15 protein-coding genes and 2 pseudogenes are annotated in these 17,359 nt (G+C 62.2%); 16 read left to right on the top strand and 1 reads right to left on the bottom strand.

Translation table 11 applies throughout. The features are described from left to right. Window positions 1–108 precede the first annotated feature (108 nt). The 16 genes and pseudogenes from MSIMFI_RS01525 (at window position 109) to MSIMFI_RS01450 (ending at window position 15,372) form a co-directional block, all read left to right on the top strand. On the top strand, window positions 109–2,457 hold the full coding sequence (locus MSIMFI_RS01525; RefSeq protein ID WP_224770035.1) for an arylsulfatase: 2,349 nt from the start codon (window positions 109–111) through the stop codon (window positions 2,455–2,457). Continuing rightward, on the top strand, window positions 2,438–3,112 hold the full coding sequence (locus MSIMFI_RS27670) for a hypothetical protein (RefSeq protein ID WP_224770034.1): 675 nt from the start codon (window positions 2,438–2,440) through the stop codon (window positions 3,110–3,112). The genes MSIMFI_RS01525 and MSIMFI_RS27670 overlap by 20 nt, the downstream gene beginning before the upstream one ends. A 6-nt stretch (window positions 3,113–3,118) precedes the next feature. Next, a complete protein-coding gene (locus MSIMFI_RS01515; RefSeq protein WP_191495878.1) occupies window positions 3,119–4,054 on the top strand; it encodes a DUF4436 domain-containing protein in 936 nt (311 codons plus the stop codon). A gap of 129 nt (window positions 4,055–4,183) precedes the next feature. Then, window positions 4,184–5,104, top strand: coding sequence for a DUF4436 domain-containing protein (locus MSIMFI_RS01510; RefSeq protein ID WP_191495877.1), 921 nt, complete (start codon window positions 4,184–4,186; stop codon window positions 5,102–5,104). Window positions 5,105–5,118: 14 nt separating this feature from the next. After that, window positions 5,119–6,015 (top strand): formylglycine-generating enzyme family protein, encoded by an 897-nt coding sequence (locus tag MSIMFI_RS01505; RefSeq protein ID WP_191495876.1) that lies wholly within the window; start codon window positions 5,119–5,121, stop codon window positions 6,013–6,015. Window positions 6,016–6,167: 152 nt separating this feature from the next. Further along, on the top strand, window positions 6,168–7,127 hold the full coding sequence (locus tag MSIMFI_RS01500; protein ID WP_191495875.1) for a DUF4436 domain-containing protein: 960 nt from the start codon (window positions 6,168–6,170) through the stop codon (window positions 7,125–7,127). Between the two features lie 191 nt (window positions 7,128–7,318). After that, window positions 7,319–7,492, top strand: a pseudogene (locus MSIMFI_RS29500) (hypothetical protein); the annotation flags it as partial. A 202-nt stretch (window positions 7,493–7,694) separates the two neighbouring features. Continuing rightward, window positions 7,695–8,009, top strand: coding sequence for a PE family protein (locus tag MSIMFI_RS01490; protein ID WP_191495874.1), 315 nt, complete (start codon window positions 7,695–7,697; stop codon window positions 8,007–8,009). After that, entirely contained in the window at window positions 8,006–9,307 is a 1,302-nt protein-coding gene (locus tag MSIMFI_RS01485; protein ID WP_191495873.1) for a PPE family protein, read from the top strand. The genes MSIMFI_RS01490 and MSIMFI_RS01485 overlap by 4 nt, the downstream gene beginning before the upstream one ends. A gap of 59 nt (window positions 9,308–9,366) precedes the next feature. Then, on the top strand, window positions 9,367–9,660 hold the full coding sequence (gene esxG, locus MSIMFI_RS01480; RefSeq protein ID WP_186241698.1) for a type VII secretion system protein EsxG: 294 nt from the start codon (window positions 9,367–9,369) through the stop codon (window positions 9,658–9,660). Between the two features lie 35 nt (window positions 9,661–9,695). Continuing rightward, window positions 9,696–9,986, top strand: coding sequence for a WXG100 family type VII secretion target (locus MSIMFI_RS01475; protein WP_191495872.1), 291 nt, complete (start codon window positions 9,696–9,698; stop codon window positions 9,984–9,986). Window positions 9,987–10,100: 114 nt separating this feature from the next. Continuing rightward, window positions 10,101–10,637, top strand: a pseudogene (locus MSIMFI_RS01470) (DUF1906 domain-containing protein); the annotation flags it as partial. A gap of 1,501 nt (window positions 10,638–12,138) precedes the next feature. Further along, window positions 12,139–13,308 (top strand): PPE family protein, encoded by a 1,170-nt coding sequence (locus MSIMFI_RS01465; RefSeq protein WP_186245581.1) that lies wholly within the window; start codon window positions 12,139–12,141, stop codon window positions 13,306–13,308. Between the two features lie 116 nt (window positions 13,309–13,424). Next, on the top strand, window positions 13,425–13,634 hold the full coding sequence (locus MSIMFI_RS01460; protein ID WP_186241705.1) for a PE domain-containing protein: 210 nt from the start codon (window positions 13,425–13,427) through the stop codon (window positions 13,632–13,634). A gap of 11 nt (window positions 13,635–13,645) precedes the next feature. Next, window positions 13,646–14,839 carry a PPE family protein gene (locus tag MSIMFI_RS01455; RefSeq protein WP_191495870.1) on the top strand — a complete coding sequence of 398 codons (1,194 nt, stop codon included), beginning with the start codon at window positions 13,646–13,648 and terminating at the stop codon, window positions 14,837–14,839. Between the two features lie 209 nt (window positions 14,840–15,048). Next, a complete protein-coding gene (locus tag MSIMFI_RS01450; protein ID WP_186245582.1) occupies window positions 15,049–15,372 on the top strand; it encodes a DUF732 domain-containing protein in 324 nt (107 codons plus the stop codon). A gap of 93 nt (window positions 15,373–15,465) precedes the next feature. On the opposite strand, the gene MSIMFI_RS01445 is transcribed toward MSIMFI_RS01450, so the two are convergent. After that, entirely contained in the window at window positions 15,466–16,959 is a 1,494-nt protein-coding gene (locus MSIMFI_RS01445) for a MauE/DoxX family redox-associated membrane protein (protein ID WP_191495869.1), read from the bottom strand. Between the last annotated feature and the right edge of the window lie 400 nt (window positions 16,960–17,359).

The raw sequence follows: 17,359 nt of genomic DNA, 5'->3' as shown, positions 1-17,359 counted from the left end.
CCGGACCTGAGCTCTCAGGCGTTTCTGAGTTGGGCTGACTAGCCTGTGGCAGGTGTAATCTGCACGCGATGTCTGGGTAAGTCCACTACGGGAGTGAGGCCGGCGAAGGTGACCGAGTTTAACGGCAAGATCGAGCTGGACATTCGCGACTCGGAGCCGGACTGGGGTCCCTACGCTGCGCCGACGGCACCGGAGAACTCTCCTAACATCCTCTACTTGGTCTGGGACGACACCGGAATAGCGACCTGGGACTGCTTTGGCGGCCTTGTTGAGATGCCCGCCATGACCCGGATCGCCGAGCGCGGCGTGCGATTGTCGCAATTTCACACCACCGCATTGTGCTCACCAACGAGGGCGTCGCTACTGACCGGTCGCAACGCGACCACCGTCGGTATGGCCACCATCGAAGAATTCACCGACGGTTTCCCCAACTGCAACGGTCGCATCCCTGCCGACACCGCGCTGCTGTCCGAGGTACTCGCCGAACGGGGCTACAACACCTATTGCGTCGGCAAGTGGCATCTGACGCCACTCGAGGAATCCAGCATGGCGTCGACCAAGCGGCACTGGCCGACCTCGCGCGGCTTCGAGCGATTCTACGGGTTCATGGGCGGCGAAACCGACCAGTGGTATCCCGACCTGGTGTACGACAACCACCCGGTCAACCCGCCCGGCACTCCCGAGGACGGTTACCACCTGTCCAAGGACATCGCCGACAAGACGATCGAGTTCATTCGCGATGCCAAGGTGATTGCGCCGGACAAGCCGTGGTTCAGCTACGTGTGCCCCGGGGCCGGGCACGCCCCGCACCACGTCTTCAAGGAATGGGCCGACAAGTACGCCGGCCGATTCGATATGGGCTACGAGAAATACCGCGAGATCGTGCTGGAAAAGCAGAAGTCGATGGGGATCGTTCCGCCCGAAACCGAACTATCGCCCATCAACCCCTATCTCGACGTGAAAGGCCCGTCGGGTGAGTCGTGGCCATTACAGGACACGGTGCGCCCCTGGGACTCGCTGGGCGATGAAGAGAAGAAGCTGTTCACCCGGATGGCCGAGGTATTCGCCGGCTTCCTGAGCTACACCGATGCCCAGATCGGCCGAATTCTGGACTATCTCGAGGAATCCGGCCAGCTGGACAACACCATCGTCGTCGTGATCTCGGACAACGGTGCCAGCGGTGAAGGCGGACCCAACGGATCGGTCAACGAGGGCAAGTTCTTCAACGGCTACATCGATACCGTCGAGGAGAGCATGAAGCTCTTCAATCACCTTGGTGGGCCACAGACCTACAACCACTACCCGATCGGGTGGGCGATGGCCTTCAACGCACCCTACAAGCTGTTCAAGCGCTACGCATCGCATGAAGGCGGTATCGCCGACCCGGCAATCATCTCCTGGCCCAACGGTATTGCGGCGCGCGGCGAGGTCCGCGACCACTACGTCAACGTCTGCGACATCACTCCGACGGTTTACGACCTGTTGGGTATGACGCCCCCGGCGACGGTCAAGGGCATCGGCCAGAAGCCGCTGGACGGCGTGAGTTTCAAAGCGGCTCTTGATGATCCGACCGCCCTCACGGACAAAGAAACCCAGTTCTACACCATGCTGGGCACTCGCGGAATCTGGCACAAGGGTTGGTTTGCCAACACCGTTCACGCCGCCACACCAGCCGGTTGGTCGCATTTCGACACCGATCGGTGGGAACTGTTCCACATCGAAAAAGACCGCAGCCAATGCCACGACCTGGCCGCCGAGCACCCCGAGAAGCTCGGGGAACTCACGGCGCTGTGGTATTCGGAGGCCGCCAAGTACAACGGGCTGCCGCTATCGGATTTGAACATCGTTGAAACGATGACGCGGTCGCGGCCCTATTTGGTCAGCGATCGATCCAGCTACATCTACTATCCCAATTGCGCCGACGTCGGCATCGGCGCGGCCGCCGAGATTCGCGGCCGATCATTCGCCGTGGTGGCCGAGGTGACTGTGGATACCACCGGTGCCGAAGGTGTGCTGTTCAAGCAAGGCGGCGCGCACGGCGGACACGTGCTGTTCCTCCAGGACGGGCGTTTGCACTATGTCTACAACTTCCTCGGCGAACGCCAACAACTGATCTCGTCGAACGGTCCGATCCCGTTGGGCAGGCACCTGCTCGGCGTCTGCTACACCCGGACGGGAACCGTGGCCAACAGCCACACCCCGCTCGGAGAGGCAACGCTGTTCTTCGACGAACATGCGGTCGGCACATTGTCGGACGTAACAACACATCCCGGAACGTTCGGGTTGGCCGGCGCGGGCATTACCGTTGGGCGCAATGGGGGTTCGGCAGTGTCGAGCCGCTACAAAGCACCGTTTACCTTCACTGGCGGTACCATCGCCCAGGTCACCGTCGACGTCTCCGGTCGACCATATGTGGATGTGGAAAGGGAACTGGCGCTTGCCTTCTCGCGCGACTAGCGCTCCAGCTAGACTGCTGTGCGCGGTCCTCGGCGCGGCCGGCCTGGTCTGCCTGTCGGCGGCCGGCTGCGGGCGCGTCACCAATGGGTCCGCCGGATCGACGGCGTATTCCGACCCGGTAGAGCCGGTGCCTGGCATCGCGCCGACGCTGCCTGACCACATTCCGCCCAATTCGCTGTCCTGCGTTGCGTCGCCGATCGGCAACGGCCACCCCACGGCGGCCACCGTGTCGGACCCGGCTGCGCCGCGGATCACGATCAGCGTGCCAGATGGCTGGAATTCGGCTGCGGGTACCGGTGATACGGCATTGACGTTGACTGGCCCCGCAGGCATGACGGGGACGGTGAAAATCGCCCCGACGGAGCTGCCGCCCGACAGCGCGTTCATGCGTTACACCGCCGGTGTGGGCGGGTCGATGCCGCGTCAGAAATTCTCCGTCACGGGTGCGCAGTTCTGTGGGTACAGCAGCCAGCGGCTGAGCGGCACACTGCGGGGGCCCTCCGGCGGGATCGACTTCGCCGACCGCGTCACCCACATCTGGACGAACACCAAGCAATACCTCGTGAGCATCCATCTGGAGGGGCCGGTCGGGACGGCCGACTTCAGCACGGCGAAATCCACGTTGACGCAGGACTTCGCCGTCGTTATACCCTGAACGACTATGACTACCGAGCCTTCGCCACCCCCGGCGCCGCCGGAGGCACCCGGGGGGCGCGGACGGCGCGCCGCAATCGGTTTAGGCATTCTTGTGGCCGTCGTCGCTGTGTACGCCCTATCGCTGCTTGGTGTTCATTTACTTGCCAGGTCCGCGCCTCCGCTGCCTCCAGTGGACTTCAGCAAGTACTCGGCCGACGACACCATTGTGCAGGTGCGCCTGGACGACCTGAAGACCGTCGCAAATCGCCTCAAAGTGAATGTGCTTGTGTATCCAAAAGATTCGCTGTACGACAAGGATTTCGGCGTGCTGACTACCAACGCTGCCGTGCGCCTGTATCCAGAAAATGGCCTGGGGGATCTGCAGTACCCGGTCGGAAAGGCGCCGGCGCAAGTCGCTACCACGATCGAGGCGCACGGCGATCCGGGCAATTGGCCGTTCGACTCGTACAAGACGGAGGTAATCGCGGCCGACGTATTCACCGGGCCTGGCCAATATCGCGAAAAGGTCGCCGCCCGCGTCGATGTAACCGGATCGTTGGACGGCTGGGACGCTACCGTTACCCGCGTTCACGACCCGGATGAACCAGACCCAACCGTTCAGGACGACGTGATCATCACGCTGCACAGATCGAAGAGTTCGCTGATCTTCGATGTGGGTATCTGCCTGGTCCTTCTCGCCTTGCCCGCGTTGGCATTGTGGGTGGCCATCCCGATGGCGTTGGGCAGGACGACGTTCTTGCCGCCGTTCGCAACCTGGTACGCCGCGATGTTGTTCGCCATCGTCCCGCTGCGCAACATCTTCCCCGGTTCACCGCCGCCCGGCTCGTGGATCGACCAAGCGTTTGTGCTTTGGGTGTTGATTGCACTGGTCGTCGCGATGTTTCTGTTTGTCGTCGCCTGGTCTCGACAACGAGATCGAAAGCCGACGCGGAAGACCTAGAAAACGCCTAGTTCAGCTGCGGGTGTCCATCGCGCTTGAGACTCACTGCACGACGTTTTGACGCGCTGGTGGCGCTGGTTCGTTACCATCTGACCGGTCGACAAGCTGGCTTTCAGAAGAGGGTGACCGATGACCGCTGTGGCTCCACCGGAACAAACCCCGCCGCCGTCCCACGCGGCGCCGCCAGCCAAGTCGCGGGGACGGCGTTTGGTGGTCGGTATCGGCATTCTGGTGGCTTTCATCGTCGTCTATGCGCTATCGCTATTTGGTGTGCATTGGCTGGCCAGATCAGGGGGTTCGCTCAAGCCGCCGGATCTGGGTACAACCGATGACACCGTGGTGCTGGTGCGGCTCGAGGAGCTCAAGACCGTCGCAAATCGCCTCTCGGTGAAGGTGCTGGTGATCCCCGAGGACAACATGTTCGACAAGCGCCTCGAGGTGCTCACCACCGACACTTCCGTGCGCTTCTACCCCGAGAACGACCTGGGAGACCTCGTCTACCCCGCAGGAAAATCGCCGGCCCAAGTCGCCACCACGCTTGAGGCGCATGGAGATCCGGGCAACTGGCCATTCGACAGTTACACCACCGATACCATCTCGGCCGATGTACTTGTTGGGCAAGGCGACGACCGCAAATACATACCGGCTCGCGTCGAGGTGACCGGGTCGATCGACGGCTGGGACGTGAGCGTCCAGCGCGTTGGCGAAGCCAGCCAAGATTCGGATCGCCCTGACAACGTGATCATCACCTTGCACAGGTCCAAGGGCCCGCTGATCTTCGACCTAGGGATCTGCCTGGTCCTGTTCAGCCTGCCCGCGCTGGCGTTCGCGGTGGCCATCCAGATTGCTTTGGGCAAGCGGAAATTCGTGCCACCCTTCGTGACATGGTTCGCTGCCATGCTCTTCGCGGTCATACCCATCCGCAACTTCCTTCCCGGCGCCCCGCCGCCGGGAGCATGGGTCGACCAAGCGCTCGTGCTGTGGGTATTGATAGCGTTGGTCGCAGCGATGGCCATGTACATGGTCACGTGGTATCGACAATCCGATTAGCGCGCGTTACCTCGGTGTTCACAGAACTGGTTGATTTGCCCGGCGGATCATTCCGCATGGGCGCTACGAGCTTCTACCCGGAAGAGGCGCCCATCCACACTGTGACGGTGAATCCCTTCGCGGTGGAACGGCACCCGGTGACCAACGCGCAATTCGAGGAATTCGTCCGTGCGACAGGCTATGTGACGGTCGCCGAACAGCCGATCGACCCGGCGCTTTACCCGGGGATAGATCCGGCCGATCTACGTCCGGGCGGCATGGTTTTCCGTCCCACGCCGGGCCCGGTCGACCTGCGTGACTGGCGACAGTGGTGGGACTGGGTAGCGGGGGCGAATTGGTGCCACCCGTTCGGGCCGGACAGCGATCTCGCGGACAAGGCCGACCACCCGGTTGTGCAAGTGGCGTATCCCGATGCCGTGGCTTACGCGCGGTGGGCCGGGCGACGGCTGCCGACCGAGGCGGAGTGGGAGTATGCGGCTCGCGCCGGATCCACGACGACTTACTCGTGGGGCGACGAACCCAACCCCGACGGTCGACTGATGGCCAATACCTGGCAGGGCAAGTTCCCGTACCGCAACGACGGCGCGCTCGGCTGGGTGGGGACTTCGCCGGTTGGGACGTTCCCGCCCAACGGATTCGGCTTGGTCGACATGATCGGAAATGTGTGGGAGTGGACCGCCACAGAGTTTTCCGCACACCACCGGCTTGATCAGCCGCCGAAATCCTGTTGCACGCCTTCGGGCCCCGCCGATCCGAGCGTCAACCAGGCTTTGAAGGGCGGCTCGCATTTGTGCGCGCCGGAGTACTGCCACCGCTACCGGCCGGCCGCGCGGTCACCGCAGTCGCAGGACACCGCGACCACCCACATCGGGTTTCGGTGCGTGGCGAATTCGGCGTCCGCGGAACGCTAAGCGACCGGCGGGTCACCACCCGATTGCCCGCGGGTGACCGATTTGCTGTAGACGGGCGCGGCCGCCGCCGGCTCGCTAACATCCGACCCCGTGTTGCCCCGGCGAGCTAGATTTCACCAGCGAGACTCGCACCGTTGCTACGATCTGACTCCATGTCGTATCCCGGGGGCCCCACGACCTCAGCGGCGGCGGCGGAGTCCCCGCCGGCGCCCGAGGCTGGGTCGGGGGTGGAGTCTCCCGAGCACAAGCACATGTCGCGAAGAAAGCACCTTGTGCTCGATGTCTGCATCATCGTGGGCGTCGTCGTTGTCTACGTCTTTTCGCTGCTCGGTTATCACTGGCTAGCCAGCACGCCAGGACCGCTACCCAAGCCGGATGTCGGAACCAACGACGACACCGTGGTTTTGCTGCGCTTCGAGCAGCTGCACACCGTTTCGAATCGCCTTGACGTGAAAGTCCTTGTGATGCCCGACGATTCGATGATCGACAAGCGTCTTGACGTGTTGACCGTCGACACGTCGGTGCGTTTATATCCGGAGAATGACCTGGGCGACCTGCAGTACCCGGTGGGCAAGTCGCCGGCGCAGGTTGCGACCACCATCGAGGCGCACGGCGACCCCGGTAACTGGCCGTTTGACACTTACACCACCGACACCATCCAGGCCGATGTGCTGGTGGGGGCCGGTGAACACCGTCAATACAAGCCGGCCCGGGTGGAAGTGACCGGATCGTTGGAGGGTTGGGACATCAGCGCCACTCGGGTGGGGGACAGCAGCCAGACGTCCGATCGTCCCGACAACGTCAGTATCACGCTAAAGAGGGCCAAGGGTCCGCTGGTCTTTGACCTCGGAATCTGCCTGGTCCTATTTACCTTGCCGACGCTGGCTCTGTTCGTGGCCATTCAGATGCTCACCGGCCGGAGAGAATTCTTGCCGCCGTTCGGTACCTGGTACGCCGCGATGTTGTTCGCTGTCGTGCCGTTGCGCACCATCCTCCCCGGTTCGCCACCGGCGGGTTCGTGGATCGACCAAGCCGTGGTGATATGGGTGCTGATAGCGCTGGCCACTGCCATGGTCGTGTACATCGCCGCGTGGTACCGACACTCGCGGTAGGCGAATGAGCGGGTGCGGGTTCAGAGGGTACTAGCAACTCCAACGAATTATCCGCTCGTCGAGGCGAGAACAGAGTTCGACCTCACCGAGACCTTGGTGCCGCGGGCAAAAGGCCGTAACCTTGCGCTCGCCGAAGCCCACTCCGCTCGGCGGCCGGCGCAGGCGGTCATCACCATCGAGCCCACGGTGACCACGCCAACTGGCCATTCGCCACATATAGGGCCGACACCATCTTGGCCGATGTGGTTGTTGGGACCGGCGACAACCATCAAGACAAACCCTCCCACGGTGGGACGTCGGCATCAACCCCACTCCTTTTCTACGGGGAACGGGGTTCGACGTTACGGCCCCGAACCATGTCGTAATCGTGACCGCGGCCATCAATGCGATCAAGACGGGTGCTTATACCCCGGTTAGCTGGACAGATCAATACATGTTGGCCGGGTAGCCAGTGTCCATGCTCCTTCAGTAGTCATAGTCGAACGCGGATGCGTTTGGTGACATTCGCCTAGTTGACGAGTGCTTCCTCGTCTTGGTGGGCGAGATGAGGATGGAGGAGCGTGGGTAGTGACATTGCGGGTGGTTCCTGAGGGTTTGGCGGCGGCTAGTGCGGCGGTGGAAGCGCTGACCGCGCGGTTGGCGGTCGCGCATGCAGCTGCGGCGCCGTTGATTACGGCGGTGGTGGCGCCGGCAGCCGATCCGGTATCGCTGGCGACCGCGGTTGGGTTTAGCGCCCACGGCGAGGAGCATGCCGCGGTGGCCGCTGAAGGAGTTGAAGAGCTCGGCCGTTCTGGGGTCGGGGTGAGCGAGTCTGGCGCCAGTTATGTGGCCGGTGATGCGTCCGCCGCAGTGGCGTATGTGGCTTCGTGGAGTTTGGTATGACGGCGCCAATTTGGGTTGCTATGCCACCGGAGATGCATTCGGCATCGCTGAGCGCAGGTCCGGGGCCCGGGCCACTGCTGGCGTCTGCGGCAGCATGGGTGTCGCTGAGTACTGAATACGCTTCTGTAGCAGCTGAACTCGCTGCGATGCTGGGTGCGGTTCAGACCGGCGCGTGGCAGGGCCCAAGCGCGGAATGCTGTGTGGCTGCATACCTGGCTTATGTGGATTGGTTGACCATGACCAGTGCCGATTGCGCAGTGACGGCCGCTCAGCACGAGGCTACGGCGACGGCCTACGTGAGCGCATTGGCGGCGATGCCGACGTTGGCGGAGTTGGCCGCTAACCACGCCACTCATGCGGCATTGTTGGCAACGAATTTCCTTGGTATCAATACGATACCGATCGCGCTTAATGAGGCCGACTATGTGCGGATGTGGATCCAGGCCGCCACCACGATGACCAGCTATGACGCGGTCTCGAGTGCGGCGGTGGCGTCGGCGCCGCGCACCACGCCCGCGCCGGTACTGGTCAAGCGCCGTGACGCGGGGGTCACCGGGGTCGCAGAAGATCTCGCCGTCAACCCCATTGGGGAAATCATGTGGGAAATTTTAAACTTGGTAGTTAATTACATAACTAACCTGATAACTCAGCTAAAACTCTTGGCATGGGCTTTTTACACTTATGGACTTGGTTTCGCGGAGCTGCTACTCGCGGAGCTAATCGTCCTAGTGAAGTGGATGCTGGTGCATTCGTTGCCAACCGGGCCCATTGGTGCTTGGGTACTCGAGTGGATACACTTTCTGACAGATTTTTTCGAGGAAGCCTTTGTGGCAAATACCATGCTCGCGTTGCTCATGGCGTATTACGCACTACAACAGTTTTGGTCAGTAATCGTGGCAGCGTTCCCCGCAATCGGGGCGATGTCGTTGGTGTCCGACCTGCTTTCGGGTTCACTGACCGGCGGCAGCGCAATCGCGCTGCCGATCGCGTTGCCGCTTGGTATCGGAGGGGGCGTTTCGTCCGGTCTCGGGGCGACCGTGGCGCCTATTGCGGCAAGCGCCGTATCAATCCCGCACGCAGGCTTGGATTCTGGGATCCGGGAGGCGAGTTTGGTTTCCGCGGCGGTGGCTTCGGATCAAGGAGCTGGGGTGTTGGGATTTGCCGGGACTGCTGGCAAGGAGGCTCTTGGGCCGCCCGCGGGATTAACGACATTGGGCGGTAGCGAGTTTGGTGGTGATCCACGGGCGCCGATGTTGCCAGCCACCTGGCAGTCGAACTTAGTTGGCGCCGTGGGCTAACCGCATACGTCAGCTGAAGACCTGATAGCTAACAACCCGAAACAGTGAAAGGAATCGCAATGAGTTTGTTGGATGCACATATTCCACAGTTGGTGGCGTCGCAGTCGACGTTCGCTGCTAAGGCCGGGCTAATGCGGCACACGGTTGGTCAGGCCGAACAGTCAGCGATGTCGGCGCAAGCGTTCCACCAAGGTGAGTCCGCGGCTGCGTTTCAGGCCTCCCACGCCCGGTTTGTGGAAGCGGCCGCCAAAATCAATTCATTGCTCGACATGGCCCAAGCCAACCTAGGCGATGCAGCGGGCACCTATGTGGCCACCGATGCCGCCGCCGCGTCCACATACACCGGATTCTGAGTCAGTCACTACCCAAACCCTCGAAAGGACTTGTGATGTCACAGATTATGTACAACTACCCGGCGATGATGGCCCACGCAGGAGACATGTCCGGGTATGCCGGCACATTGCAGAGCTTGGCTGCGGATATCGCCAGCGAACAAGCCGCGCTCTCGAACGCTTGGCAAGGTGACACCGGGCTGACCTATCAAGGCTGGCAGACCCAATGGAACCAGGCCACGGAGAACCTCGTGCGCTCGTATCAGTCGATGGCCTCCACGCACGAATCGAACACCATGGCCATGTTGGCCCGCGACCAGGCCGAAGCCGCGAAGTGGGGCAGCTAGTTCGGCGGCTGCGGCGAACGGCTGAGATGGACCCCAAGCCAATGACGTCGCGATGACCGTCTCGACGTCTTGCTATCGTTGAGACCTTGGGGCGGCGAGGTTTTCATGGTGTTGGTCAGCCGCACCTATGCGAATGCGCTACGCGCACTTGGTCTTGCGATCGTAAGCAACTACCAGTACGGCAAGCCTGGTGGATCTGCACCATCGGACTACACCCGCGGGTACGACGGTGGTCTGGCAGACGCTAAGACAGCGATGCGACTGCACACGGCTGCCGGGGGCCCGGACACGGCACCCATCTTCTTCAGTGTTGACGCGGATATCGACCTCAGCACTTGGAATGGCGTCGCTGTCAAATGGTTTCGTGGTATCAACTCGGCATTGGGAGTCAACCGCACCGGGATCTACGGGAGCTCCCGAGTATGTGCCTGGGCTATCAAAGACGGCGTTATTGGGTCCTCAACCACAGCTGGGCACCGATGGGCATGGCAGACGAAGTCGTGGTCGGATGGCGAGCGCGAGCCCAGGGCGGTCCTGTATCAGGCTGCGGTCGACTCCGCCGCGCACCCAGGCCCGCTGGTAGGCGGGACACGCGTGGATGTCGATGACATCCTTGCCGCCGATTTCGGGCAATGGCAATTCAACCGATGATCCACAAACCGGACAGCCGGTCACAATTGTGGCCGTCGCGCTGCGCCGCCGCCAAGGCCAGCAGAGCCACTGATGATCCAGGGGCTCGTCCCGTCGATCGGGGCGGTCGGCGAGGCCCGCGACAACGCGCTCTGCGAGACGACGATCGGGCAGCAGCAGACCGAGCACACCACTTCTGCGTGGGCGCACTGATACGACATAGCCAGGCTCATGCATCACCTCGACCGTTGATCAGCCGAGATCGAGGCAGACGACCACACTCAACAGCGGATCGGGTAGCACATCGGTTGTGAGGCATGGCATCACACCCCCAGCCAACGTTAGCCAAGCGTCGCGGTGACGAGGCTCACTTCACCGAAGACGGCCGCCATCTCGTCGTCAGGAAACTCAAACCCATCGTGCGCGTACAGTTCTTTGATGGTGCGGGCCGTTACCCGCCACCCGTGTGTGGTCAGGTACTCGATGACGTGCTACGACTTGCCGGAGTAGATCAACTCAGACATGTTGAGGTCGAGTCCCATCCGATTCCAGCGCGCCGACAGTTGCTGTGCGTGCTTAGCGCACAATGCAGCGGGGTCGGAGAGATTTTCGGTGGCAACCCGGCTAGCTGGCGCGCTGAGCACCGCGATGCAAGCGGATCGTTCAGCAGGCGCCAGGTCCCTGCGAGGCCGTCGCCCGATAGGCCGCGATCAAGGTGGCCGTCGCAGCCACGCTGGAACCCGCGTCCCAGCAGTCTGTGTCAGTCCTTCCCGATTGGCTAGTCATGTTGGCTAGTCATGCGGTTAGCTCCCGGCGAGGGGTAATGCAGAGAGTGGTACTGACATCGATCAGACAACGGATTCTTGCACGGCCGCTGGCGCTGCGCCGCGCCCGCTCAGTCGATGACGTCGCCACAAAACACACCTGTAAAGCCATAAGGAACTTCAACTTCGGTGAAGAGAACGTCGTGAGACATGCTGAATACCTTCCTTTCATGACTGCCGTCGTTCGAAGACTAGTCAGTAAGGATGGTGTCTGAATCCCGGTCAGCGGGTAGGCGTTGTCCCCCGATCGGGGGACATGAGGCCTGTGAACCTCTGTTGAACGTTAGCCAGCATCAAGATGCGGGCGCCTTCGGCAACGTTACCTACTACGCGTAGCGGCAGTGGACCAACGACGGCCTGGCTCGTCCAGATCGGATCGCAACTTGGGGACGATGTCCCCTAATTGGGGGACATAAAGATTCGTGCTGCCTGGAATTCGGATTTGGGTCCGGGGCGCCTAGCGTTTGAGACAACGGCGGAGTTTGAGAGCGCACGAAAGATGGATTACCAAACAGCATTTCGTCGGTAGCCAAACATCGGACGAGCTGGGAGCGGCGCTTCACAGAACTCTGTCAAACGGTCAGACACCAACGGCGGTGATCCGGTCCAGAGTCCGCTGACAGGACATTTCCGATTGTCCGAAGCGTCACTGCGAGAGATTGGCAAACCAATCGCAGTCGCGGGGGGGAGGAATGGCGTTGGATTTCGGAGGTATACCGCCCGAGATCAATTCGGGCCGCATGTATTCCGGTCCTGGCTCAGGGTGCATGCAGGCCGCCGCGCGGGCCTGGGATGAAGTGGCGGCAGAACTGGCCTCGGCCGCGGCTGGCTACGCGTCGGCAATAACCGGGCTGACTAGCTTGCAGTGGCTCGGCCCGACGGCAGTCATGATGGCCACGTCAGTGTGGTCTTACGTCGCGTGGCTGAGCGCAACCGCCGCCCAGGCTGAACGTGCAGGGAACCAGGCACGGGCGGCCGCGGCAGCCTACGAGACCGCGTTCGTGATGACGGTGCCGCCGTCAGTGATCGCATCGAACCGCCTTTCCTTGATGAGGCTAATCGCGACCAACTTTTTCGGGCAGAACGCGCCGGCCATTGCGACCACCGAGGCAGAATACGCCGAGATGTGGGCGCAGGACGCCGCGGCGATGTACTGCTATGCGGACTCCTCCGCAACCGCGTCGGCGTTGACACCATTTAGGGCTCCGCCAGTAATCAGCCATCTCGTCGGCCTATGTGGGCAGGCCGCCAAGACTCCGGCAGGTGCCTCTGAGTCCACATTGTCGAGGGCAGCAGACCTAATCTCCGCCGCCCAAGTCCCCCAACTCCTAAAGCAACTGTCGTCGTCTGGGTTAGCCGCTTCGCTGAACCCAAACGATTGGTGGATTGTGAAGCTGCTGGGTTCGATTACCACTGCGGAGCGGCTCACAATCGTTCATACCCTGGGCCTTTCATACTTCTGGGCTGGAACGACGCAATCTGCGATACAGATTTCGCAGCAGTTGACGTCGGGCAGCCTGACGACTTCCGAGTTCGGTGGAGCCTGGTACCCGACGCCGCCATCTGCAGGCGTCAGCGGCCCCAGCGGAGTCCGAGCTGCAGCGGCAGCAAGTTCGGCAGGGTCGACGAAGGTAGGGGCATTATCGGTCCCGCCCAGTTGGGCCACATTGCCCTGCGTAGTTAACCCAGCAACCTCGTGGCACGGGGGCGGCGAGATCGACATCATCGTCCGCGCACAGACTAGCGGTCCAGCGGCGGTTGTGCGAGGCATACCGCCTATGGGCGCAGACAGTCGGGCCGCCGCCGGCGCCACGAATCGGTACGGGTTCCGTTACGGCGTGTTAGCACGACCGCCGTCGGCCGGGTGACGCCAACGCAGCAGTCCCCGTCAACGATGCAGACCAGCGTGGTCGGCATATTTGTCCCGTAGCGACCAAACACAACGAAATGGTTTGCAACACAACTCTATTAAGAGAGAAGCAATATGTCGCCTGAGTCCATACAGCCGACAGCGCTGACAGCGCCTGCCCATACTTGGCAGGAGATCCGCTCGGCGTTGGCCGTGGTGCCTGCGGCAGCCGATGAGGTGTCGGTGCTGGCAGCAGCTCGGTTCACCGCTCACGCTCTAGAGCTCAGCGCGCAGACTGCGGCGATGCACCAGGTGTTGGTCGACCTGACAGCCTCGTTCGGATAAGGCTCAGGGCGATGGATTTTGGGGCGCTACCGCCGGAGATCAACTCCGGGCGCATGTATGCGGGTCCGGGATCGTCGTCGATGCTAGCCGCGGCCTCGGCGTGGAATGCGCTTGCCTGCGAATTGAATTCGGTCGCAGCCAGCTACGAGACCATAGTCTCCGAGCTGACCGGCGAGGAGTGGCTGGGACCGGCGTCGGCCTCAATGGCCGCGGCGATCGTACCGTTCGTGGCGTGGATGAACGCGACCGCTGCCGGGGCTGACCTGGCAGCTACGCAGGCCCGGGCGGCCGCGACCGTGTTCGAGACGGCGTTGGCGGCGGTGGTGCCCCCGCCGCTAATCGCGGCCAACCGGACCCAGCTTTCGTCGCTAGTTGCGACGAATGTGTTGGGCCAGAACGCGGCAGCGATCGCGGCTAATGAAGCCGAATACGCTGAGATGTGGGCCAAAGACGCCTTGGTCATGTACAACTACGGCGGTACCTCGGCGAGCGCGGCGACAGTGACACCGTTTTCGAGCCCACCCGAGATCGCAGGCCCCGCCGACGTGGCGGTTGCGGCCAGGGCGGCCACTAGCACCTTTACAGGCACCGCGCACTCAACGTTGGCGCAGGTGATCAACACGGTGCCCGCAATGCTGCGCACCCTGTCGTCGCCGGTCGCCAACCCATTCAAAAACCTGCAGCCGGCCAAAGGGCCGCTATCTTGGTTGTGGGAGATTTGTTTCGGGACGCCCAATTTCCCCAATTCGCTTTCCGGATTGCTGACCGCGTACGGGCCGTATGCGAGCTTCTTCTACAACACGGAGGGGCTGCCGTACTTCAGCGTAGGTATGCTCAACAGCTTTGTTCAATCAGCTAAGTCTGTGGGGATGATCGGCGGGGTAGCCGCATCCGCCGTGCCCGCGACCAAAGGTTTAGCCGGCCTAAGTGGGCTGTTGGGCGGTGGCCAGGTGTCAGCGGGTCTAGGCAACGCGGCCTCTGTAGGGCGTCTGTCGGTGCCCCCGGTCTGGGGCGGACAACTCCCGGGATTCCCGGTCGGGAGCGCACCGCTACCGGTTAGCACCGTCAACCTCTCTCAAGAAGCAGGGGCCGGGGACCTGCTAAGCGGCATGCCCATGGGGGGTGCCAGAGCGGGCGCAACGGGTTCTGGCCCTCGATATGGAGTCCGCCCTACCGTGATGGCGCGCCCACCCTTCGCTGGATAAGTCCCACGTTTATGGACGGGTGCGCGGTAGTTAACCGGCAGGTAGCCGGGGCCGCCATGCGTGCCGCGCGGCTAGCTGCCCAGGCTTGGTCGAGCGGCCACCCATCTCGAACCGGTGCACTGAATCGCTCGGCGCTGCCGCCCGAAATCAGCTCGAAGCGAATGCATTCCGGCACCGGCTTGAGCGCCGTGTTGGCAGAGAGGGGTGCAATGGGACTACTACTCGTGCTAATCGGTGTCTGCGCCATGGTCGGCCTCGCTGCGCTGGCGCACGCCGATCCGGATGACGGTGCAGGTGGTGACGACGCAAAATTTCTGGTTGCCCTACACGACGCTGACATCACCTACGCGAGCCCCGCTCAAGCTATCGGCGCAGCAAAAGCGGTGTGCGGTTGTCTGAATGACGGCGAATCGGGCCTCGAACTAGTTCACGACGTGGAGACCCGCAATCCTGGTTTCGATATGGACGACGCGGCCGAGTTTGCCGTGATTTCGGCGAAATACTATTGCCCACAACAACTCACAAAGCGCTGAGTCGAAGCTCGCTGCGCGGGTCGGTGGCTTTGGCTTGGCTGAACGGACCTGCCTGTCCGCCGACTTTTGACGATGCTCACCCCCGCTATTGCGCTACTTGGGGGCGGGACATGTCGCCGGGAAAGTGACTGGCTGGTTGAGCTGCTTCATCCCTTTTCGATATTGCGCCGACCCTGGCAGGTCCGGGGTCGCGGCCGACCATATCGTCGAGGTACAGGTCGCTGTTTCGCAGGCGCCGCCGAAGGTTAATGACTCGCCGGTCGTCACGGTCACGCATTGGCATTTCGCCACGGCGGGGTTAGTGGGATCGATTTCGCACTCCACATCGAGGCAATTCGCCCACGGCACTCCCGACGGGCAGCTCAGCACGGCGAAGTTGGGGTTGACGTTCACCGTCGAGAATGCTGACCGCACTTTCCTTCCCGACTGAGCTCGCTCGGAGCAGGATTTGAATCCCACCGAGTAGCCGTTCACTACAACGCAATCGCATACCGAGATGTTGGGATCGGTGGCCGAAGGGACACAGGGTGCGGTGGTGCACAGCGCGAAGGTTTGATTGCATAGCCAGGCACCGTCAACCTCAAGCGCGTTCACATCGGGGGCCGCGCTGCTTTTGCCGGCCGACTCATACGTGGCGGCGCTAAGGGCACTGACGGAAGCCATACCGACGGTCGCGCGGCGCAGCAACCCTCGACGGTTGAACCCGGGCACGTCAGATATCTGTTCAGACATCTGCACCGCCCGGCCGACGAGCACCCCGATGGCAGCCGCGCCGCGCGCCTGCGCGGCGACCACATTCACGTCACCGTCGATCAGGACCGCGCTGGGCGTGGCCGTGATGTTGTAAGCGGCGAACGAGGCTCGCTGATCGTCGATAAGCTCAAACGGCACACTGTGATCCGCGGAGTGACCGCCATTGATGAGGGCGACGGTGATGCGCTCATCGCGTTGCCACGCGACGACGTCAGGTAATAGCTGCTCGCATGCGCCGCAGCCGGGTTGGCTGAAGATGAGCACGAGCGGCTTGCGCCGCTGCAGCAGTCTGTCGAGGGTCCACTTATCCCCCTCTCGGTCCCACAACGCTAAACCGGCCGCGGCGTTGCCTGGGCGCGCCTTCCAACGCCGATACGACGTAGGCCCGGTCCATAAGATGAGCATTACGCTCATCAAAGCCATTAAGGGCCAGATGAATTGACCATCCGACGCCACAATTGCGGCCAATCCCGCCAAGCACCCATTCCTGGCAAGTGTCGGCCATCCGATCGGCCCGTTCGAAAGTCGACCGAAACAATGGCATTCCAGACGGCGCCCGCGGGCTATGTTCGCCAGCACCGCCGCACTGAACCCCGTCAGCACCGTCAGCGCTGCCAGGGCGCCATACCTGGGTGCGGTCAGCAAGAGCACTGCAACACCGAACTCCGTTGCGATCATGGTCGGCGCAAGGATTGCTGCGACCATTCTTGGCACGCCGAACGCCTCTACCGCATGCCGCAAATCATTCGTATCTGCTAGCTTCGCCGTCACGGCGACGGTGAACACCGCTGCCAGTGACAGTCGCGCCGCCAATATCCACATGTGCATCAACATGTGCGCTGACCTCCGAACTCGCCGACCGAAGTAACAACCACGACATGGATTTCCGCGAAACTTGCGTTAGACCGTGCCCCGTGGCGAATCTGCTTGTTGTTCGGAGCATTCCGAACGTCCGCCGCCAGGTGAACGGAAACGCAGTGGCTTTCCAGGACATTAACCGTTGGCAACCCTACGGGCCTTGGGCGGACGGCCGCATTACAGCTAGCACCTAGTTTCTAGGTACTGCTGGCAGCGGGCTGCAGATGCATGCCAGCACCGATGGCATGGGCGACCGTAAACAGCAGGGTTAAGTTCCGTAGCAGCGCCGCAAGTTTCCCCCATCAAGGCGAACCCAGGTTCGGTGGACACACGGCGTTGGGCGGTGATGCCGCCGAGTTGTGGGCTGGCTTACGTG

The organism is Mycobacterium simulans, assembly GCF_900232995.1.
Classification (GTDB): Bacteria; Actinomycetota; Actinomycetes; order Mycobacteriales; family Mycobacteriaceae; genus Mycobacterium; species Mycobacterium simulans.
This window is presented reverse-complemented; position numbering and strand designations above follow the sequence as displayed.

Coding starts and splice junctions, on each gene's coding strand:
- MSIMFI_RS01455 (WP_191495870.1), top strand. CDS start 13,646: ATGGATTTTGGGGCGCTACCGCCGGAGATCAACTCCGGGCGCATGTAT.
- esxG (WP_186241698.1), top strand. CDS start 9,367: ATGAGTTTGTTGGATGCACATATTCCACAGTTGGTGGCGTCGCAGTCG.
- MSIMFI_RS01450 (WP_186245582.1), top strand. CDS start 15,049: ATGGGACTACTACTCGTGCTAATCGGTGTCTGCGCCATGGTCGGCCTC.
- MSIMFI_RS01510 (WP_191495877.1), top strand. CDS start 4,184: ATGACCGCTGTGGCTCCACCGGAACAAACCCCGCCGCCGTCCCACGCG.
- MSIMFI_RS01445 (WP_191495869.1), bottom strand. CDS start 16,959: ATGTTGATGCACATGTGGATATTGGCGGCGCGACTGTCACTGGCAGCG.
- MSIMFI_RS01500 (WP_191495875.1), top strand. CDS start 6,168: ATGTCGTATCCCGGGGGCCCCACGACCTCAGCGGCGGCGGCGGAGTCC.
- MSIMFI_RS01460 (WP_186241705.1), top strand. CDS start 13,425: ATGTCGCCTGAGTCCATACAGCCGACAGCGCTGACAGCGCCTGCCCAT.
- MSIMFI_RS01485 (WP_191495873.1), top strand. CDS start 8,006: ATGACGGCGCCAATTTGGGTTGCTATGCCACCGGAGATGCATTCGGCA.
- MSIMFI_RS01475 (WP_191495872.1), top strand. CDS start 9,696: ATGTCACAGATTATGTACAACTACCCGGCGATGATGGCCCACGCAGGA.
- MSIMFI_RS01515 (WP_191495878.1), top strand. CDS start 3,119: ATGACTACCGAGCCTTCGCCACCCCCGGCGCCGCCGGAGGCACCCGGG.